Here is a 19,468-nt window from a genome sequence, read left to right as displayed (position 1 = left end):
GCGGTGCCGTTCCGGCATCCGGTGAGAGAGGGCTGACCCAGATGGCTCCCAGCAGATTCGGCGTCTTCTACGACTTCCGCAACCCGGCTCCCTGGCGCGAGCCGTGGGACGTGCGCTATCGCAAGATCCTTGAGCAGATCGACTGGGTGGAGTCCACCCCGGCTTTCGGTGAAGTGTCGGTCTCCGAGCACCACTTCGTCGATGACGGTTACACGCCGTCGGTGCTCGCGCTGTCGGCCGCGATCGCCGCCCGTACGACCCGGGTCGGCGTCTCCACCAACATCCTGCAGCTGCCGCTGCACCATCCGCTCCGGGTGGCCGAGGACGCCCTCACCGTGGACGCGCTGTCGGCGGGACGGTTCCGGCTCGGCGTCGCCGTCGGCTACCGCGAGCTGGAGTTCGAGGCGCTGGGCACGTCGACGCGGGACCGGGCCTCCCGGATGGAGGAGGCCCTCCAGATCCTCCGGCTGGCGTTCGCCGGGGAGCCCTTCCGGTTTGAGGGCAGGCACTGGTCGATCCCGGAACTCGGCGTCCGGCCGGGACCGGTCCGCCCGGGCGGACCGCCGATCTGGCTGGGCGGTACGGCTCCCGCCGCCCTCGACCGCGCCGCGCGGACCGCCGACGGCTTCATGGCGTCGGTCAACGCGGAGGTCGTCGCGTTCCACGGGGCCTGCGAGCGCCTGGGCGCCGGCCGGAAGCCCGCCTCCCGGACCGCGTGGATGGTGGTGGACGAGGATCCCGAGCGGGCCCTCGCGGCGCTCGGCGAGCACATGCTCTACCAGGTGAACCAGTACATCGACTACGGGTTCCTGAAGGTCCCGCCCTACACCGACCCGCGCCGGCTGATCCAGGACGGGTTCTACACCTTCGTGGACGCGGAAGGCGCGCTGGCCGCGCTGGCCGAGGCCGGTGCGGCCGGTGTCGACGAGGTGCACTTCTTCGGCATGCTGCCCGGCGAGGACGTGGCGGCGGCGACCGTCCGGCTGGAGTACCTCGCCGCGAAGGTGTTGCCGCGGCTGGCCTCCGGCCGTTGACAGGGCTGGTCAGAGGCACTTAATCTACCAAACATTCGGTAGAATTCGGAGGGAAGATGAGACCGGCGTACGACCTGCTCCCCGTGCTCGACGGGCTGGGGCTCCCGCACGCGTGGGACGTGCTCGATCACGAGCTGGGCAGCCTCTCGCTGCTGACGCCAGAGCTCAGACGGGAGGCCGCCGCCCTGGTCAGCGCCGGTGAGTCCATCTCGCTCGACCTTCCCCTCGGCCTGATCGACCCGCCGCTGTACGGCCGGGCGGCGCACCGCCATCGCCACGTCCAGGTCGGCCGGAACACCTACGAGGACGTGATCGACGACTTCAACCCGCAGTCGGGTTCCCAGTGGGACGGGCTCCTCCACGTCCGGGCCCGGGAGTTCGGCTTCTTCGGCGGGGAGACCTCGTTCGAGCAGGCAGCACGAGGTCCGGGGATATCGCGGTGGGCGCGCGCGGGCATCGTGGGGCGGGGCGTGCTGCTGGACATCGCCCGCTGGGCCGAGGCGCAGGGCTCGCCCATCGACCCGCTCTCCGGGCACGTGATCGGCGACGAGGACCTCCGCGCCTGCGCGGAGCAGCAGGGCGTCGAGCTCAAAACCGGAGACATCCTCTGCGTCCGCACCGGCTGGGTCTCGGCCTACCGGAGCCTGGACGCGGGGTCCCGCGCGTCCCTCGCCCCTCGCTGCACGGGGCTCCGCGCCGACGCCGCCATGGCGCGGTTCCTCTGGGACGGCCAGGTGGCCGCGGTCGCGGCGGACAACCCCGCGCTGGAGTCGACCCCGGGCGACCCGGCCGTGGGGTCACTCCACCGCCGCCTGATCCCCCTGCTGGGGATGGCCGTGGCCGAGTTGCTCGACCTCGACGCCCTGGCCGCCAGGTGCGCGGACCTCGCCCGGTGGGAGTTCCTCTTCGTCGCCGTGCCCCTTCCGCTCGCGGGCGGGGTCAGCTCGCCCTCCAACGCCCTGGCGGTGCTGTGAACGCCACGCTTCTCGACCATCACGTCCTGGGTCCCGCGCTCCCGCGAGCCCCCTACGACCATCCCTTCCGCGCCGAGTTCCGCGCCTGGCTGCGGGAGCACGCCACCGGAGAACCGGAACCGCTGGACCAGGACGCGCGCTTCGAGTTCCGCAGGCGCTGGCACCACACCATGGCCGGGGGCGGCTGGACCGGCCTGCACTGGCCCGTCGAGTACGGCGGCCGCGGCGCGGACCCGGTCCTGCAGTTCATGTACTACGAGGAGCTGGCCCTGGCCCGGGCGCCGGAACCGGTCAACACGCCGGGCCTGATCCTGCTCGGCCCCACCCTGATGGCGCACGGCTCCGACCTGCTCAAGCGCGCCTTCCTCCCGGGGATCCTGTCGGGCGGCCAGATGTGGTGCCAGGGCTTCTCCGAGCCCGACTCCGGCTCCGACCTCGCCTCGCTGCGGACGCGGGCCGAACTGGACGGGGACGACTGGGTGGTGACCGGCCAGAAGACCTGGACCACCTTCGGCCAGTACGCCGACTTCTGCTTCGTGCTGGCCCGCACCGAGCCCGGCTCGGCCCGCCATCACGGCCTCAGCATGCTCATCTGCTCGCTGGACCAGCCGAACGTGACCGTCCACCCGATCCAGCAGATCAGCGGCGACGCCGAGTTCTGCGAGATCTTCTTCGAGGGCGCCCGGGTCCCCCGCGACTGGGTCCTGGGCGAGGCCGGCCAGGGCTGGCAGGTGGCGATGACCCTCTTCCAGTTCGAGCGGGGCGACCAGGGCTACACCGACCATGCCCGGCTGCTCGTCCGCCTGCTCGACTGCGAACGCGTCCTCGGGGAGGCCGGCGACCTCCCGCCGGAGCGGGTCCGCGCCGCGCGCGAGGAGCTGCGCCGGCTCTGGGTGCGCTGCCAGGAGCTCCGCCTCCTCAACTACCGGGGGACGCTGCTGGCCGCCGCGGGCCGGAGCCTGGGGGCCGTCGGGTCGATGACCAACCTGGTGTGGGGCGAGCTCGAGAAGGATCTCGGCAGCCTGCAGGCCGAGGTGGCCGGCGCGCGCGGCCTGGTGCTCGGCCGGGCCGACACCCATCACCGGCTGGCCAGCCGGGCCGCCTCCATCTACTCCGGCACCAGCGAGATTCAGCGCAACATCATCTCCGAGCGTCTCCTCGGACTACCGCGATGAGCCAGGAAGGACGCAGCCGGTGATCACCGACCCGCTCACCTCAGACGATCATCTGGAGATCGGCGCGATCGTCGGCGACTTCACCCAGCGCGTCTTCAGTTCGGACCGCGTGCGCGAGGCCGCCGCCGGCGCGCCCGGGTTCGACGAGCTCGCCTGGAAGCAGATGGTCGAGCTCGGCTGGTCGGGCCTCGGGGTGCCCGCCGTGGCGGGTGGTGCGGAACTCGGCGTGTTCGTCCAGTGCATCGTGCACCGTGAGCTCGGCGCCCGGCTGGCGCCCTCGCCGTACCTGGCGACGGCCGCCTTCGCGGCCACGGCCCTGGACGAGCTCGCGGATCCGGAGCTCTCCGGCGGCCTGCTGGCGGCGATCGCGGGGGAGCCGACCCTGCTCGCCCTGGTTCTCGGGCACGGCCGCGGCTGGTCGTCCGCGCCGTCGCCGCTGGTGACCGCCACCCGCTCCGGTGCGGGCTGGGTCCTCGACGGTGCCGTCCCCCTGGTCCCCGACGCGGCCCGAGCGCAGCGGCTGATCGTCGTCGCGGCGATCGACGAGCGAAACTGGGGGCTGTTCCGAGTGGACGCCAAAGGCGTCAGCCACCCGGTACGGACGGTCGACAGCACCCGCGCCTTCGGTGACCTGCTGCTGCGGGAGACGCCGGCTGTGGCCCTGCACCGGGAGACCTTCGACCGGGCCAGGATCGACGGTCTCGTGGACCGCCTGGCGGTCTTCCTGGCGGCCGAGATGGTGGGCGCCGCGATCGCCTGCCTCAACCAGACGCTGGACTATCTGCGCACCCGCCGCCAGTTCGGCCGGCCCATCGGCTCCTTCCAGGCCCTCAAGCACCGCTGCGCGGACCTCGCCGTCGGCCTCACCACGGCCCAGGAACTCGTGTTCGCCGCCGCCGAGACCGCCGATACGGGTGACGCCGCGGCCCTGGCCCTGTTCGCCCCGCTGGCCCTGGCCAGGGCGGGGGAGGTGCTGAAACGCACGTCAGAGGAGGGCATCCAGCTCCACGGCGGCGTCGGGTTCACCGACGAGTTCGACATCGGCCGGTACTACAAACGGGCCCTGGCCGACCTGGAGATCCTGTCCGGACCGGCCACCGCGTACGCGCGGATGGACGCGGTCCGCAGGGGGTGGCCGGCATGAGACCCGTGCTGATCCGGCCCGCCGACCCGCGCAGTCTCGACGAGGTAGGCGACGGGCTGCGAGCCGCGTTCGTCACGGTGCGGGACGCCGTGGCCGAGGGCCGCCCGGTGGTGATCCTCGTCCGCGCGGGCGACCTGCTCGGGCATCACTCGGTGTACGGCGCGGCCTACGCGAACGGCCTGGCGGGGATCGCGCGCGCGGCCGGGTTCGAGGGCGCCCGTGCCGGCTGGCAGGTCAACGTCGTGGCCCTCCCCGACGAGGACGCCGGGGACGAAGAGGCGATCATCACGGCGGTCCGCGACCTCGGGCTGACCGGCCAGGTGCTGACGCTCGGCGCCGGACTCGCCGGGAAGGTGATCCCATGACGCGGATCGCGGTCGTCACCGGCGGCGCGCGCGGGCTGGGACTCGCCATCGCGCGCCTCCTGGCCGACCGTGGCCACGCCCTCGTGCTCGTGGACCGGGACGACGCGGTGCGGGACACGGCCGAGCAGTTGCGTACGGCGAGCGCGGTCGTCGCGGACCTGACCGCCGACGAGGACGTGCGCCGCGTCCGTGACTTCGTCCGCGAGACCCACGGTTCGGTGGACGTCCTGGTCAACAACGCCGGGATCACCAGGGATGCCCGGCTGGCCACGATGGCGGAGGCGGACTTCACCGCCGTGGTCGAGGTGAACCTGCTCGCCGCGATGAGGCTGACCTTCGCGCTCGAGGCGGAGCTCCGGGACGGCAGCTCGGTCGTCAACATGAGCTCCAGGGCGGCGCTCGGCAACTTCGGCCAGGCGAACTATGTCGCGTCGAAGTCGGGGCTGATCGGCTTCACCCGGGGCCTGGCGCTGCGCTGGTCCCCCAGGGTCCGCGTCAACGCCGTGGCGCCCGGTCTCATCGACTCCCCGATGAGCAGGGCGATGCCGCCGCGGGTTCTCGACGGCCTCGTGGCCAGGATCCCCGCCGGGCGGATCGGCGAGCCCGAGGACGTGGCGAAGGCGGTCGCCTTCCTGGCGTCCGACGACGCGTCCTACATCACGGGCCAGGTCCTGACGGTGTGCGGAGGGCGCAGCATCGCCCCGTGAAATTCTCCCAAACGGAAGGTCTAACCCCCTCATGAGTTACGCACCCCGGCCCGTCGCGGTGGTGAACAGCGCGCAGACCCTGTTCAAGCCGTCGTGGGCGGACCGCCAGCATGTCGACCTGATCTCCGAAGCCGTCACCGGTGTCCTGAAGGGCACCGGACTCAGGATCGACGACGTCGACTTCGTGATCGACTCAGGCAGCGACTTCCTCGACGGTCGCAGCATCTCCAACTGCGGCTTTCTCGGCGCCATGGGCGCGCACCACAAGGAGGAGTCCCGAGTCGAGGAGGACGGCCTCTGGGCGCTCTCCTACGCGATGAACAAGATCGCTTCCGGCTCGGCCTCGGTCGGGCTGGTCGTGGCGTACGCGAAGCCGTCCGAGCTCGACGCGCGCTCGTTCTGGTGCACCCTGCTCGAGCCCTTCACCCAGCGGCCGGTGGGACTCGACCACCTCTCCGCGGCGGGCCTGTACGCCCATCGCTACCTCACCGCGGCCGGCCTGAAGCCGAAGGACCTCGAGGTGGTCGCGCGGCACGCGTGGGAGGCGGCCGTGCGGAACCCGAACGTCGACCTCGACGAGGTGCCCTCGGCCGAGCCCTTCTGGCACGAGCGGGTGGCCAGCCCGCTGCACGGCTCGGACTTCGCCCGCCCGGTCGACGGCGCCGTGGCGGTGCTCCTGGCCGCCGCCGACGTCGCCGACCAGATCACCACCCGGCCGGTACGGCTGACCGGCCACGGCTCGGCGATCGACCAGCACTTCCTCGCCGCCCGGGAGGCCGACGCGCTCCCCGCGTGCGCGGCCGCGGCGCGGATGGCGCTGGGGACGGCGCGGGCGACCGCCTTCGACATCGCCGAGGTCTCGGCCACCTCCACGGTGGGGGAGCTCATGGTGCTGGAGGCCCTCGGCCTCGCACCCCGGCACAAGGCGCTCGACCTGTACGACGGCGGGGGCGCCACCGCCGTGAACCCGTCGGGCGGCGCGCTGCCCGCCGACCCGATCATGGCCACCGGCCTCGCCCGGTTCCACGAGGCGGCCGCCCGGCTGGCGGGCAGGAGCGGGTTCGCGGCAGGCGAGGCGAGGACCGCGCTCGTCCACGGCACCGGCGGATTCGCCATGCAGAACCACTGCGTGGTCACGATGGAGGTGGCTGCATGAGCATCGCGATTGTCGGAACCGGCCAGACCGCCCACGCGCGCCGGCGGACCGACGTCAGCCAGGCGGGGCTCGCCAGGGAGGCCGTCGTCGAGGCGCTCCAGGACGCGGGACTGACCATGGACGACATCGACAGCGTCGTCGTCGCGAGCGGGCCCGCCATGTTCGGCGCGGTCAACCAGCCAGAGAAGTGGCTGGTCGACGCGCTGGGCGCCCGGTTCAAGCCGGTCGTCCGGGTGACCAGCGGCGGGGGCACCGGCCTGGCCGGCGCGCTGGCCGCGGTGAACCAGATCAAGGGAGGCGCCGCCCGCCGGGTCCTCGTCGTGGCCTACGACAAGCTCTCGGAAGGGGCCCTGCAGGCCTCCATCTCGACCCTCTACGACCCGTTCTGGGGGCGGGAGTTCGCCGTCGGGATCATGGGCTTCTCCGCGGCGTACTGGCGGGCCCGGATGGACCGGCTCGGCCACACCCAGGAGGCGGCGGCGATGGTCGCGGTGAAGAACCGCCGCCACGCGCTGGCCAACCCCAAGGCGCACGTCAGGAAGGAGGTCACGGTCGAGGAGGTGCTGGCCTCCCGGCCGCTGTGCTGGCCGATCAAGGTGCTCGACGTGCCACCGATCTCGGACGGGGCCTGCGCGGTCATCCTCGCCGCGGACGAGGACGCCCTCGCGATCACGGACACCCCGGCGTGGATCAACGGGATGGCGTACTACAGCGAGGCCGACAACGGCGCGGATCGCTCGATGCTCCAGTCGGAGCCGCTGCAGATCGCGGCCGCCCGGGTGTACCGGGACGCGGGCATCACCAACCCGTTCCGGCAGTTCGACGTGGCCGAGTTGCAGGAGCCGTACACCTGCTTCGAGCTCAGCTACTACGAGGGTCTGGGCCTGTGCCCAGCTGGAGGGGCCGCCGACCTGGTGGCCTCCGGCGAGACCGCCATGGGCGGCTCGCTTCCGGTCAACCCGTCGGGCGGCTGCATGGGCGCCAACCCGATCGGCGCCACCGCGCTGATCCGGCTGGCCGAGGCGGCGATGCAGGTGACGGGCAAGGCCGGCCGGCACCAGGTGCCCGGCGCCTCGCTCGCGCTCGTGCAGGCGGGCGGCGGCTGGGCCAACCTCCGCGGCGTCGCCGTGGTGAGCTCCGAGAAAAGATGAGGTGACGATGATGACCACAATGGCCACCCGGATCCAGATGCCCTACACGCTGACTCCGGGCGAGGCGACCGGCGTCTTCCTGGCCGAGCTCGGCAGGCGGCGCCTCATCGGGTCGCGCCATGGGGACAGGATCCTGGTGCCGGCGCAGGACTTCGACGGCTCGACCGGAGAGCCGGCCGAGGGCTTCGTCGAGCTCGCCCCGGCGGGGCGGCTGGAGGCCTTCACCGTCACGGCGCAAGGTGTGCTGGGCCTGGTGCTGGTGGACGGCGCGGATGTCCCCTTCCTGCACCGCATCGTCGGTTTCGCGGAGGCCGACCTCACGATCGGCGCGCGGGTGGCCGCCGTCTGGGCGGACGAGCCCACCGGCTCGGTCCTCGACCTGGCCGGGTTCGGACCGGCGGGTGACGGGCCCGGCTTCAAGCCACGCATCGCGCCCGACGGGCTCGCCCAGCCGTTCGAGCAGGTCGAGTACACCATGACGCTCGACTATCAGCACTCCTACGGCCACTACTACGGCACGCTCTTCGACGCCGTGCGGACCGACCGCAGGCTCCGGGGGGTGAAGTGCTCGCAGTGCCGCCGGACGCTGCTTCCTCCGCGGGCCAGGTGCGACGTCTGTTTCGCCCCCACTGCGGAGTGGGTGGACGTCGAGGCGGTCGGCGTCGTGCAGGCCTGCTCCGTGGTGCACATCGAGTTCATCGGCCAGCGGCTGAAGCCGCCGTACGTGTACGCCGAGCTGGTTCTCGACGGCACGTCGACGCGGCTGATCCACATGGTCGGCGGGATCGATCCCGCGGAGGCGAGGACCGCCGTCGCTCCCGGCAGCCGGGTGCGCGCGGTCTGGAGCGACCGGCGCACCGGCAGCCTCGCCGACATCGACTACTTCGAGCTCATCCCGGGGGAGCCGTCGTGATCGGGTCCGGCGGCGTCCTGACCGTGTCCCTGGCGGACGGCCTGCTCGAGCTGACCCTGGCGCGGCCCCAGGCGCTCAACTCGCTCAACCTGGAGCTGAAGGAGCGGCTGGGGGAGGTGCTCGGGCAGGTCGCGTACGACGACAAGGTGCGCGCCGTGCTGGTCACGGGGGAGGGCCGGGCTTTCTGCGCGGGCGGAGACCTCTCGGAGATGGATCCGAAGCGTTCCCCGGAGGAGGCGCGGGCCCGGCAGCACAAGCTCCTCAACCAGGTCTTCCTCCCGCTGGCCCGCCTCTCCAAGCCGGTGGTGGCGGCCGTGCACGGGCACGCGCACGGGGCGGGGCTGAGCCTCGCGCTGGCCTGTGACGTCGTCGTCGCCGGTGAGTCCGCTCCGATGTCGTTCGGCTACGTGCACCGGGGCCTGACCCCGGACTGCGGCATCACCTACGTCCTGCCGCGGCTCGTCGGCATGGCTCGCGCGAAGGAGCTCCTGTTCAGCGGCAGGCGGTTCACCGGCGCCGAGGCGCTGGCGATGGGCCTCATCGCCGAAGCGGTGCCGGACGGCGACGTGATCGAGCGTGCCAGGGCCCGCGCGCGGGAGCTCGCCCGGGGAGCCACCGTCGCCCTCGCCCTCACCAAGCGCATGCTCGACCAGTCGACGCATCTCGGCTTCGAGGACGTCATCGAGCTCGAGGCGTACTCGCAGGCGGTCACCCGGGCCACCCAGGACCACGCCGAGGGCATCGCCGCCTTCGCCGAGAAGCGGATCGCGGTGTTCACCGGCCGCTGAGCACGTACTGAAGGAGGATCTATCGTGACGACATACGCCATCGACGGGCTGGCCGACCTGGTCGGGGCCGAGCTCGGGACGAGCGAGTGGCTCCTGGTGGACCAGGAGCGCATCGACCGATTCGCCGAGGCAACCGGTGATCACCAGTGGATCCACGTAGACACCGCCCGAGCGGCCGGCGGACCCTACGGAGCCACCATCGCGCACGGCTATCTCACCCTGTCCCTGCTGCCCATGCTGGTACGGCAGGCATGCACCCTCGAAGGCGCATCCCGCCGAGTCAACTACGGCCTCGACAAGGTGCGCTTCCCGCAGCCGGTGATCGCCGGATCGAGGGTCCGCGCCGTCGTGACGCTGAGGTCGGTCTCCGAGACCAGGGGCGGCCTCCGGCTCGGCCTCACGTGTGTCCTGGAAATCGAGGGTGCGGAGAAGCCGGCCTGCGTGGCCGAGACGCTCACCCTGCTATTGATCTAGCCGTAACTCCGCGCGCTCGATTCAGGTACCTGTCGGGGATTCCTCCCGTTACTTGACCTGGGGTGTCGCTGCCAGCCTTCTCGTAGTCGGGCATGGACGGGTGCCCCGAGCCACGGAAGGGGAGATCAGATGCGGGTGAATCTGCTGTGCATGTTCACGGGCAACAGGGCCGCGGACGACGTCCAGATCTACAAGAGGGAGCTGCGGCTGGCGCTCGACGCGGAAGCCATGGGCTTTGACCGGGTGATGGCGGTGGAGCACCATTTCACCGATTATGCGTTCTGCCCGGACAATGCCCAATTCCTGAGCTATGTCGCAGCCAAGACGAGCACGATAGAGCTGTTTCCGGCCGCCTTCATCCTTCCCTGGAACGACCCCGTCCGCGTGGCGGAGAAGGCGGTGATGCTGGACCACCTCAGTGACGGGCGGGTGGTGCTGGGGCTGGGGCGCGGCCTGGCTCGCGTCGAGTTCGACGCGTTCCGGCAGAGCATGGCCGAGTCGCGTGATCGGTTCGATGAGGCCGCGGCGATGGTGCTTGATGCGCTCGAGACCGGATTCATCCAGGGGGACGGCCCGCATTACGTCCAGCCGCGCGTCGAGATCCGGCCGCGGCCGTTCCGGTCGTTCCGCGATCGGTCGTACATGGTGGGCACGTCGCCGACCTCGATCGACATGGCGGCGCGGCTGGGCCTCGGCGCGATGAAGTTCGCCGCCGCCCCGTGGGAGTACGCGGTCGACGAGGTCAACCAGTACCGCGCGAACTTCACCGCGCACCACGGCACGACGGCGCCCCCGCTGGTCACCGGAGACGTCATGGTCTGTCATCGCGACGACCGGCGGGGCGAGGAGCTTGCCCGGGTGCACGCCCGCAACTATTTCGTCTCAGTCCTGAGCCATTACGAGCTGCTGAGCGATCACTTCAAGGAGACGCTCGGCTCGTACGCCCATTACGCGAGCATGGCCGAAGCCATGCGCGGGACCTCGGAAGAGGAATCCTTCGAAGGTTATCTGAGCGCCAATCTCTGGGGAGATCCCGCCCGCATCATCGACCAGCTGGCCAAGCGGCGGGAACTGCTCGGGGATTTCGAACTCGGCGTGGCCGTGAACTTCGGCGACATCGACTTCGAGCAGGCGCGCAGCAGCATGCGCCTGTTCGCCGAGCGGGTCCTCCCCGAGCTGAAGAGCTGGCACACGGAGGCCACCGATGCCGTCTGAGCTGCTGACCGAAGCCGAGATCGCGGCGACGATCCAACCTCTCGACCAGGCCCGATGCCTGCCCGGCCGGATCTACCACGACCAGGAGATCTACGACGCGGAGATGGAGCACATCTTCCGCCGTGAATGGGTTGCGGTCTTCCACGCGGCCAAGCTGCCCAATCCCGGCGATTACCTCGCCGTCGAGCTGACCGGAAAGCCGCTGCTGTTCGTACGCGACGCCGCGGGAGAGATCCGCTGCTATAGCAATGTCTGCCGGCACCGCGGCATGCAGGTCGCGCTCGGCCAGGGCAACAAGAAGAGTTTCCAGTGCGGGTACCACCGGTGGGCGTACGACCTGTCGGGCGCGCTCATCCACGCGCCCGAGATGCCCGAGCTGAAGGACTGCGGCATCAAGCTTCCCGAAGTGCACACGGCCATCTGGCAGGGCATCGTCTTCGTCAATTTCCGGGAGGACCCGCCCGACCTGCACGAGCAGCTGGCTCAGCTCGGCTCGATCCTGGAGCCGTGGCACGCCGGGGACCTTGAGCTGGTGTACGAGCGGCCGTACTCGTGCGACTGGAACTGGAAGATCATGTTCGAGAACGGCATCGAGAGCTACCACATTCTCGGCACCCATCGCGCGTCGCTGGAGGATCCGCTGCCGACGCACATCAGCTACGGCGCGCCGGGGGACGGCCGCAACTACGCGGAGATCCACCTTCCGTTCAACCTCGCGGCCGGGGACCTGTTCGCCGAGGACGCCGTCGTCCCGGCCCTGCCCGGCCTGCCGTCCTGGGCGTCGGAGAAGTTCGTGTTCTGGGCCGTGTATCCGAATCTCATCATGAACCAGACACCGGATGGCCTGCAGACCTACATCACCCTCCCGCACGGCCCGCAGGACTCGACGTTCACCTGGGCATACGTGACGAACCGGGAAGCCAAGGCGTCGCCGAACTACGAGAAGTTCAAGAAGGCCCAGGAGGACTTCGCCGACCTCGTGCAAGGGGAGGACGCGGTGTGCACCCGGCCGGTGCAGGAGTCGATGAACTCCGGTGATTACGAGCCGGGGCCGTACAACCAGCGTGAGCTGCCCGTCTGGGCCTTCCACCGCTGGTACGTCCACCGCATGGCCGACGGTGCCGAGGGCACCGCGAGCTGGTAGCCGAAGGAGACATCGCCATGCCCAGCCCTCAGCACGAAGCGATCGTGCACTATCTGCTGAACGCGCAGGCTCCCGCCGACCCCACCCTGGCGGAGCTGAGAGAAGGCTATGACCAGAACCTTCTCGCTTTCACGCCGGTCGAAGGGACCACTGTTTCCACCGAATCCGCGGACGGGATCAGGGTCGATCTCGTCACGGCTCCCGGTGCGGACCCGGAGCGCCATGTTCTGTTCGTCCACGGCGGCGGCTTCGTGCTGGGTTCCGCCGAGGCCTACCGCGAGTTCGCCAGCCGCATCTCGGCGGCGACCAAGGCCCGGGTGGCCGTCGTCGACTACCGGCGCGCACCGGAGGCGACCGCCCCCGCCGCCCTCGACGACTCCCTGACCGCCTACCGATGGCTGCTCGCCCGGGGCGCCGACCCGGCCAGGACCGCGTTGGCCGGAGACTCGGGCGGCGGCGGCCTGGCGTTGCTGCTCGCGGCCAGGATCGCCGCCGCCGGGCTGCCCGCGCCCGCCGCCGTGGTGGCGTTCTCGCCGTGGATCGACATCAGCTTCCGCCCGGACATGCCCGACGAGCGGGAGAGCGACGACCCGATGCTCACCGTCGCCTACCTTCGCTGGCTCGCCGCCACCTACCTGGCCGGCGCCGCGGCCGACGACCCCGCGCACAACGCGCTGTTCGCCGACCTCACCGGCCTGCCCCCGGTCCTGCTGCAGACGGGTACGAGAGACCTCACGCACCAGGACTCGGTGGTGTTCGCCAAGCGGGCCGAGGAAGCCGGCGTCGAGGTCGTCCTCGACGTCTACCCGGAGCTGATCCACGACTGGCACGCCTTCGGGCCGGATCTGCCGGAGGGCCAGGAGGCGCTGGCCCGGGTCGGTGATTTCCTCGCCAAGCGCCTCGCGAGCGGCTGATGCGAAGCGTGGACGCGCAGCGCTTCCGTGCGGTCCTCGGTCACGTCCCGACCGGCGTCGTCGTGATCACCGGCACGGACGACGACGGCGCGCCGCACGGCTTCGCCTGCGGCTCGTTCTTCTCGGTGTCGCTGGAGCCGCCCCTGGTCGGCTTCTGCGTCGCGAAGACGTCGACGTCCTGGCCGCGCATCGCCGGGGGCGCGCGGTTCTGCGTGAACGTGCTGGCGGAGGATCAGCAGGACGTCAGCAGCCGGTTCGCCGCGAGCGGCGGTGACAAGTTCGGTGGCCTGCGGTGGCACCGGGGGTCGTCGTCGTTGCCGTACCTGAGTCACGCGCTGGCGTGGATCGCCTGCGACATGGCCGCCGTGCACGATGCCGGCGACCACGTCATCGTGGTGGGATCGCTGGCGGAGCTGTCGCTGAATCCGCGGCCGCTCAAGCCGCTGGTGTTCTACCGCAGCCGGTACGGGGGCGTCAGCGAGCTCGCCCGGCGCCACCACGCTTCCTGAAGGACAGCCCGTGCGGATAGACGCGATCTACACCAACGCCCGCATCACCACCCTCGACGGCTCCCGGCCCACGGCCCGGCGCCTCGGTGTGCTGGCGGGACGTGTCGTCGGTCTTGACGAGGATCTCGACGGGGTGAGCGCCGCCCAGCTCGTGGACCTGGGCGGCGCGCCCGTCGTGCCCGGTTTCAACGACGCTCACTACCACCTCAGCGCGTACGGCATGCGGTTGCTGCAACTCGACCTCCGTGCCGACACGGTGCGCGACCTGGACGAGCTCTACCGCAGGGTCGCCGAGCACGCGGCGACCCTGCCGGCCGGGGCCTGGGTGATCGGCGCCGGTTACGACCAGAACAAACTCGGCGCGCACCCGCGCCGGGCGCGGCTCGACGAGGCCGGCGGCGGCCGGCCGGTCTGGCTCCAGCACTGCTCCGGGCACATGTGCGTGGTCAACTCCGTGGCCCTGGAACGGATGGGCATCGGGTCGGTCGCCGGCGGAACGATCGACACGGACACGGGCCTGCTGACCGAGCGGGCGGCCGAGCTCGCCGCCGAGACCGTCGGCCCGGCGTCGGCCGAGCACTTCGTCACCGCGATCGGCCGGGCCGCCGAGGAGGCGGTCGCGTCCGGCATCACGTCCGTGACCGAGCCGGGCATCGGCACTGCCGGGATGCTCGGGAACAACTGTGCCGATCTGGCCGCTTTCGCGCGGGCGCGGGAACGCGGGTTGCTGCGGGTGCGGACCAACGTCATGCCGGTCGCGGAACTGCTGCACGAGATCACCCCGTACGAGGGCGACCGGCCGTGGTTCGGATTGGACCTCGGCTTGGCGAGCGGGTTCGGTGACGAGTGGCTGAAGGTCTCGTCGGTCAAGTTCGTGGTCGACGGATCGCTCGTCGGCCGGACCGCCAGCATGTCGGAGCCGTACGCGGACGCGGAGTCCGGCTTTCTCCGCGAGGAGCGCGATGTCGTCATCGACCGGATCGTCCGGGCGCACGAGTTCGGCTGGCAGGTGGCGGCGCACGCGATCGGAGACGCCGCGATCGACCTGGTCCTGGACGCCTACGAGCGTGCCCGGCGGCTGCACCCCCGGCCCGATCCGCGGCACCGCATCGAGCACTGCGCGGTGACCCGGCCCGACCAGCTGCCGCGGCTCGCGAGGCTGGGCGTGATCCCCGTCCCCCAGGGACGCTTCGTCAGCGAACTGGGCGACGGCATGATCCGCGCGCTGGGCTCGCCGCGCGCCGACTGGTGTTACCGCGGCCGGACCTTCCTCGACGCCGGCCTCGATCTCCCCGGCAGCAGCGACTGCCCGGTGGTCCGCGGCGAGCCCCTGCTCGGGATCCACGACCTGGTCAACCGCACGACCTCCGGCGGACAGGTCCTGGGCGCGGGCGAGCGGCTGACCGCACGGGAGGCACTGCGGGCCTTCACGATCGGCTCCGCGTTCGCGGCGCACGAGGAGAGGGTCAAAGGCAGCCTGTCGCCAGGAAAGTTCGCCGACTTCACGGTGCTGTCCGACGATTTGCTCCGGGTCTCTCCCGATCGGCTGGCCTCCCTCTCGGTGGGCGCCACCGTGGTCGGCGGGGAACTGCAGTACGACGCCGGTGGCGTCGCGCGACTGTCCTAGCCCGCGGCCGACCGGGTTCCGGGACCGCCCGAGTGTGAGATCCACCAGGCCGCCACCTGCGCCCGGGAGGTACATCCCAGCTTGCGCAGAATCCGCTCGACGTGACCCTCGGCCGTACGCTGCGCGATGACCAGGCGTTGCGCGATCCGCTTGTTCGTCAGACCCTCGCTGACCAGCTTCGCGATCTCGAGTTCCCGGGGCGTGAGCTCGTCGATGTGGGTCCTGGCGGGCGAATCGTGAGGCGACGCCTTCTTCTTGAGGACGTGGTCGATCGCGGTCGCGGGCGTCATGTGCTCGCCCCGCTGGTACGTCTCGTCGAACGCCGCCTCGCCCAGCGACGCACGCGCGTACGCGCAGGCGTCCGCGTGCGCCTCCCCCCACGCGGCGTACTGCAAGAGCGAGATTCCCGCCTTGCCCCAGGTCGCGTGGGCGGCGCCGAGCAGCCAGGCCGCCGAGTCCGCGTCCTCCCGCCCGCTCGCCACCCAGGACAGCGACTCCAGGCACGCGCCGATGACGGTGGGGTCGTCGAAGTCGCGGTTGATCTCCAGGATCTCCTTGAGCAGGCGGGTCGCCTCATCGAGGTCTCCCTGCAGGCGCCTGAGATCGGCGAGGATCCACTGGAGATACGACTGGTTCCAGCGCGCGCCCCGGCCGGCGCACTGCTCGATCGCCGGACCGCACAGCGCCACGCCCGCGTCGATCTCGCCCAGCACACCCAGCACGCCGGCCAGGTCCGCGGTGACGAGCCAGTGCCCCGGCCGGTCGCCCGCCCGGTCGTAATGCTCCCGCGCCGCGCTCAGCAGGGCCTTCGCCCCCGGGTAGTCGTGGTCGCAGGCGGCGGCCAGCCCCCGGACATAGGTCGCGTACGCCCGGCTGAGGTCATCGCCGAGCCGCTCGGCCAGCGCGGCGCTCTCGTCGCCGTGGCGGTGGGCGGCCGCGATGTCCCCCTGATAGAACGCCAGCCACCCCGCCAGCCACAGCCCCCGGACCTTGGCCGCGTCCGCCTCCGCGCCCCTCGGCAGCGCGGCCAGCAGTCGCTCCACATGGCGTCTGCCCTCGCTCACCGCGTGCACCAGCCAGAACGGCCACAGGTCCGCGGCGAGATACAGACCCTTGATGGCCTCCTCAGGAGTCGTCAGGCAGTACTCGATCGCCGCCCGGATGTTGTGCCGCTCCGCCTCCAGCCGCCGGCTCCAGTGCCGTTGCTCCGACTCCGCCCACCCCGTCGTCGCCCGCGCGGCGAGCGCGCGGCACCAGTCGCGGTGCCGCGCCCTGGTCGCCTCCAGCTCGCCCGACCCGGCCAGGCGGGCCCGGCCGAACTGCCGCAACGTCTCGAGCATGCGGTAGCGGCGGTCATCCCGGATCACGATCGATCTCTCGACGAGGTTGTGCAGGCGATCCAGCAGCGACTCCGCCGGCAGCTCGCCGTCACAGCACACCGCTTCTGCCGCCGCGAGGTCGAAGCCGCCGGTGAAGACGGTCAGCCTCGTCCACAACGTACGGTCGAGCGGATCCAGCAGGTCATAGCTCCACTCGACCATCGCCGTGAGCGACGTCTGCCGGGTCTCCCGGCCCCGGTGCCCGATGGTCAGCAGCTGAAACCGGTCATCGAGACGAGCGACGATCTCCTCCACGGACAGCGAGCGCATGCGGACCGCGGCCAGTTCGATGGCGAGGGGAATCCCCTCAAGATCGCGGCACAGGCGGGCGACCAGCGGGCCGTTCCCGGCGTCCAGCCGGAAACCCGGGAAGACCGCCTGTGCCCGGCTGACGAACAGGCTGACCGACTCGTAGCGCAGCAGAGCCTCGGCCGGCGCCACGGCCGAGGTCTCCAGCGGCACCGTGAACGGCGGGACCTGGAAGATCTGCTCACCCTCCACGCCGAGCGGCTGCCGGCTGGTGGTGAGGATCCGCAGGCTCTCGGACGCCCGGAGCAGGGCCCGGGCGAGCTGAGCGCAACTGTCGACCAGATGCTCGCAGTTGTCCAGGAGCAGCAGCCCCTGCCGGTCGGACAGGTAGTCGATCAGCGCCTCCGTCCGCGACGTGGAGGACACGTCCGGAAGGCCCATCGCCGCCGACACCGTTTGCGGGAGCAGGCTCGGGTCCGTCAGCGTGCTGAGGTCGACGGACCAGACCCCGCCGGGGAACGCCCGGTGCTTCGTGCGCGCCGTGTGCAGGGCGAGGCGGGTCTTGCCGATGCCGCCGGGACCGGTCAACGTCAGCAGCCGGCTCGACTCGAGCAGGCGCCGGACGTCGGCGGCCTCCTCGCGGCGCCCGATGAAGGGGGTCAGGTCGGCGGGGAGCAAACGACTCGGCGGTGAACCCACTGGCTCGCCACCTCCTGATCTACGGCGAAACGACCGTTTGGTGAGCACTTGTCCAATTTGGGCAAGTGTAGGGTGGCGGATCTGGTGACGGTCAAGCCTCCCGGCGGCCCATCCGGCGGTAGACGTCCGGGCGTCGCCGGCGGTACGCGAGCGCGACGACCACGCCGAGAACAGCCGTCACCACGGCCACCGCGAGCAAGATCCCCGGCAGGGTGCCGGAACTGCCGCTCAGCAGGGGGAAGTTGCGCACGCCGAGCACCGTGACCGTCGCGAGCAGGGCCGCCGCGGCCAGGGGCGCGACGGCGGTCCGCCAGAGGCCGCCGGCCGGCGTGTCGCTCCGGCGGAAGTAGACGAACACCGCGGCGCTGGCGAGCGTCAGCACCACCATGAGCGTCAGCAGCCCCGCGGCCCCCAGCACGGAGGCGGGCGTGGTCGGTTCGTCGGTGGACGCCCACGGCAGGAACAGCGCGAACAGGACCACGGTGGTGAGGATGTTGGCGATGTAGGGGGACCCGTGCCGTGCGTGCACGCGCCCGACCGTGCGCTTCAGCACGCCGTCCGCGCCGAGCGCGTGGAAGTATCTCGACAGGATGCTCTGCTCGGAGATGACACCGGCGAGATAGCTCATGACCAGCATCACCGACACCACGTGGACGGCGACGGAGCCCAGATACGTCTGGACCGAGGCGGTGAAGAACTCGTCCGGGTTCTGCTGGGCGGCCCCGGTCACCGAGCCAGGGCCGTACGCGACGACCGCCGCCCAGGACGCGAGGACGTAGAAGAGGCCGATGGTGCCGATCGCGAAATAGGTGGATCGGGGAATCGTCCGGTCCGGATCCCGCATCTCGTTGCGGAAGACCGCCGTTGACTCGAAGCCGATGAAACCGATCGCGGCGAATGCCACGCCGAGCGAGAGCGAGCCGTCGCTCAGACCGGCCAGCGCGAAGGAGTCCAGCGGCCTGCCCTCGGGGCCGCCCTGCAGGAAGACGGCGGTGTCCCAGATCAGGATCGCGATCACCTCGATCACCATCAGCGTGCTGAGGATCCTGGCGGACAGCGTGATCCGGAAATGCCCCAGCGCGGCGGTCAGCACCAGCGAGCCGATGGCGAGGACCTGCCAGGGGACCGCGGGGCCGCCGTATTCCGCGATGAGGACCTTCAGCACGATCGCCAGACCGGCGTGATAGCCGACGCCGAGCAGGCAGTACGTGAGAATGGCGAGGAACGCCGCGGACAGGCCGGCCGGGCGGCCGAGTCCGGCGGTGACATAGGTATAGAGAGCGCCGGGTCGGGGGAGATGGCGGCTCATCGCGACGTACCCGACCGCGAACACGAACAGCCCGGCCGCCACGAGCGCGAAAACCAGGGGAGTCGCCGGTCCGACACCGAAGCCGATGGCGAACGACATGAACAGCCCGACCATCGCCAGCGGACCCGCGTAGGCCAGGACCATGGTGACGATATCGAAGGTGGAGAGCTTTCCGCTCAGCTGGGTGCCGGACCCCGCCGTCGCGGCGGGGCGCGCATCGAGTTGCTCGGTCATGGCCTGACTCCTCTGTGTCTCACCGCGTTCTCCGGGCGTCTTCCTGGTGGCGGCCCGGATAGCTGGGAGAAGGGTTACACTCGCGCCCGCCCCGTGAACGGGGGAGAAATACCTGTGTGCGTGCCCGGTCGCCCGATTGTGGGGTGGCGGGATCGGCATCGCCTCAGCCAGCCAGTCCTGCCAGCACGGCGGCCACGGCGAGCACGGTCCTCATGGTCCTGGAAGCGAGCATGGGCTCAGATTCGCGCGTCACCCGCCGTCCGCGATTCCCCCGAACGTGCTGACCTCGCCACCCATATCGGGGGGAT

At 71.1% G+C, this 19,468-nt stretch carries 18 protein-coding genes; 16 read left to right on the top strand and 2 right to left on the bottom strand.

The window, feature by feature from the left end; genetic code table 11:
- Positions 1-41 precede the first annotated feature (41 nt).
- The 16 genes from Amac_RS03945 to Amac_RS03870 all read left to right on the top strand — a co-directional run bounded on the left by Amac_RS03945 (position 42) and on the right by Amac_RS03870 (position 15,290).
- A complete protein-coding gene (locus tag Amac_RS03945; protein WP_155352915.1) occupies positions 42-1,034 on the top strand; it encodes an LLM class flavin-dependent oxidoreductase in 993 nt (330 codons plus the stop codon).
- 56 nt (positions 1,035-1,090) lie between these two features.
- Positions 1,091-2,008, top strand: a complete 918-nt coding sequence (locus Amac_RS03940) for a cyclase family protein (protein WP_155352914.1) — start codon at positions 1,091-1,093, stop codon at positions 2,006-2,008.
- Entirely contained in the window at positions 2,005-3,183 is a 1,179-nt protein-coding gene (locus tag Amac_RS03935) for an acyl-CoA dehydrogenase family protein (protein ID WP_170322302.1), read from the top strand. The genes Amac_RS03940 and Amac_RS03935 overlap by 4 nt, the downstream gene beginning before the upstream one ends.
- Positions 3,184-3,202: 19 nt before the next feature.
- Positions 3,203-4,327, top strand: coding sequence for an acyl-CoA dehydrogenase family protein (locus tag Amac_RS03930; protein ID WP_155352912.1), 1,125 nt, complete (start codon positions 3,203-3,205; stop codon positions 4,325-4,327).
- Entirely contained in the window at positions 4,324-4,692 is a 369-nt protein-coding gene (locus Amac_RS03925; RefSeq protein ID WP_155352911.1) for a hypothetical protein, read from the top strand. Before Amac_RS03930 ends, Amac_RS03925 begins: the two co-directional genes overlap by 4 nt.
- Positions 4,689-5,399 (top strand): SDR family oxidoreductase, encoded by a 711-nt coding sequence (locus tag Amac_RS03920; protein ID WP_155352910.1) that lies wholly within the window; start codon positions 4,689-4,691, stop codon positions 5,397-5,399. Before Amac_RS03925 ends, Amac_RS03920 begins: the two co-directional genes overlap by 4 nt.
- A 31-nt stretch (positions 5,400-5,430) precedes the next feature.
- The gene (locus tag Amac_RS03915; protein ID WP_155352909.1) at positions 5,431-6,555 is read left to right on the top strand and encodes a thiolase C-terminal domain-containing protein; all 1,125 of its coding nucleotides are present in this window, start codon (positions 5,431-5,433) and stop codon (positions 6,553-6,555) included.
- Positions 6,552-7,706, top strand: a complete 1,155-nt coding sequence (locus tag Amac_RS03910; protein WP_155352908.1) for a thiolase C-terminal domain-containing protein — start codon at positions 6,552-6,554, stop codon at positions 7,704-7,706. Before Amac_RS03915 ends, Amac_RS03910 begins: the two co-directional genes overlap by 4 nt.
- 7 nt (positions 7,707-7,713) lie before the next feature.
- On the top strand, positions 7,714-8,619 hold the full coding sequence (locus tag Amac_RS03905; protein ID WP_155352907.1) for a Zn-ribbon domain-containing OB-fold protein: 906 nt from the start codon (positions 7,714-7,716) through the stop codon (positions 8,617-8,619).
- The gene (locus Amac_RS03900; RefSeq protein ID WP_170322301.1) at positions 8,616-9,407 is read left to right on the top strand and encodes an enoyl-CoA hydratase/isomerase family protein; all 792 of its coding nucleotides are present in this window, start codon (positions 8,616-8,618) and stop codon (positions 9,405-9,407) included. The genes Amac_RS03905 and Amac_RS03900 overlap by 4 nt, the downstream gene beginning before the upstream one ends.
- A 24-nt stretch (positions 9,408-9,431) precedes the next feature.
- Complete coding sequence (locus Amac_RS03895) at positions 9,432-9,881, top strand: MaoC family dehydratase (protein WP_218040866.1); 450 nt, start codon at positions 9,432-9,434, stop codon at positions 9,879-9,881.
- Positions 9,882-10,010: 129 nt separating this feature from the next.
- Entirely contained in the window at positions 10,011-11,096 is a 1,086-nt protein-coding gene (locus Amac_RS03890) for an LLM class flavin-dependent oxidoreductase (protein WP_155352904.1), read from the top strand.
- Complete coding sequence (locus tag Amac_RS03885) at positions 11,086-12,240, top strand: aromatic ring-hydroxylating oxygenase subunit alpha (protein WP_155352903.1); 1,155 nt, start codon at positions 11,086-11,088, stop codon at positions 12,238-12,240. The genes Amac_RS03890 and Amac_RS03885 overlap by 11 nt, the downstream gene beginning before the upstream one ends.
- A gap of 17 nt (positions 12,241-12,257) precedes the next feature.
- A complete protein-coding gene (locus Amac_RS03880; protein WP_155352902.1) occupies positions 12,258-13,154 on the top strand; it encodes an alpha/beta hydrolase fold domain-containing protein in 897 nt (298 codons plus the stop codon).
- On the top strand, positions 13,154-13,663 hold the full coding sequence (locus Amac_RS03875; protein ID WP_155352901.1) for a flavin reductase family protein: 510 nt from the start codon (positions 13,154-13,156) through the stop codon (positions 13,661-13,663). Before Amac_RS03880 ends, Amac_RS03875 begins: the two co-directional genes overlap by 1 nt.
- Positions 13,664-13,673: 10 nt before the next feature.
- Complete coding sequence (locus Amac_RS03870) at positions 13,674-15,290, top strand: amidohydrolase (RefSeq protein ID WP_155352900.1); 1,617 nt, start codon at positions 13,674-13,676, stop codon at positions 15,288-15,290.
- On the opposite strand, the gene Amac_RS03865 is transcribed toward Amac_RS03870, so the two are convergent.
- A complete protein-coding gene (locus Amac_RS03865) occupies positions 15,287-17,617 on the bottom strand; it encodes an ATP-binding protein (protein WP_155352899.1) in 2,331 nt (776 codons plus the stop codon). The two genes, Amac_RS03870 and Amac_RS03865, sit on opposite strands and share 4 nt — an antisense overlap.
- Positions 17,618-17,708: 91 nt before the next feature.
- Positions 17,709-19,160 carry an APC family permease gene (locus Amac_RS03860; protein WP_170322300.1) on the bottom strand — a complete coding sequence of 484 codons (1,452 nt, stop codon included), beginning with the start codon at positions 19,158-19,160 and terminating at the stop codon, positions 17,709-17,711.
- Positions 19,161-19,468: the final 308 nt, after the last annotated feature.

Origin of the sequence: Acrocarpospora macrocephala, assembly GCF_009687865.1 — a bacterium.
Lineage (GTDB): Bacteria > Actinomycetota > Actinomycetes > Streptosporangiales > Streptosporangiaceae > Acrocarpospora > Acrocarpospora macrocephala.
This window is presented reverse-complemented; position numbering and strand designations above follow the sequence as displayed.

What these genes read in the sequence shown, in the direction of transcription:
- Amac_RS03945 (WP_155352915.1), top strand. Translation starts at nt 42, where the DNA reads ATGGCTCCCAGCAGATTCGGCGTCTTCTACGACTTCCGCAACCCGGCT.
- Amac_RS03940 (WP_155352914.1), top strand. Translation starts at nt 1,091, where the DNA reads ATGAGACCGGCGTACGACCTGCTCCCCGTGCTCGACGGGCTGGGGCTC.
- Amac_RS03925 (WP_155352911.1), top strand. Translation starts at nt 4,324, where the DNA reads ATGAGACCCGTGCTGATCCGGCCCGCCGACCCGCGCAGTCTCGACGAG.
- Amac_RS03920 (WP_155352910.1), top strand. Translation starts at nt 4,689, where the DNA reads ATGACGCGGATCGCGGTCGTCACCGGCGGCGCGCGCGGGCTGGGACTC.
- Amac_RS03915 (WP_155352909.1), top strand. Translation starts at nt 5,431, where the DNA reads ATGAGTTACGCACCCCGGCCCGTCGCGGTGGTGAACAGCGCGCAGACC.
- Amac_RS03910 (WP_155352908.1), top strand. Translation starts at nt 6,552, where the DNA reads ATGAGCATCGCGATTGTCGGAACCGGCCAGACCGCCCACGCGCGCCGG.
- Amac_RS03905 (WP_155352907.1), top strand. Translation starts at nt 7,714, where the DNA reads ATGATGACCACAATGGCCACCCGGATCCAGATGCCCTACACGCTGACT.
- Amac_RS03890 (WP_155352904.1), top strand. Translation starts at nt 10,011, where the DNA reads ATGCGGGTGAATCTGCTGTGCATGTTCACGGGCAACAGGGCCGCGGAC.
- Amac_RS03885 (WP_155352903.1), top strand. Translation starts at nt 11,086, where the DNA reads ATGCCGTCTGAGCTGCTGACCGAAGCCGAGATCGCGGCGACGATCCAA.
- Amac_RS03880 (WP_155352902.1), top strand. Translation starts at nt 12,258, where the DNA reads ATGCCCAGCCCTCAGCACGAAGCGATCGTGCACTATCTGCTGAACGCG.
- Amac_RS03875 (WP_155352901.1), top strand. Translation starts at nt 13,154, where the DNA reads ATGCGAAGCGTGGACGCGCAGCGCTTCCGTGCGGTCCTCGGTCACGTC.
- Amac_RS03860 (WP_170322300.1), bottom strand. Translation starts at nt 19,160, where the DNA reads ATGACCGAGCAACTCGATGCGCGCCCCGCCGCGACGGCGGGGTCCGGC.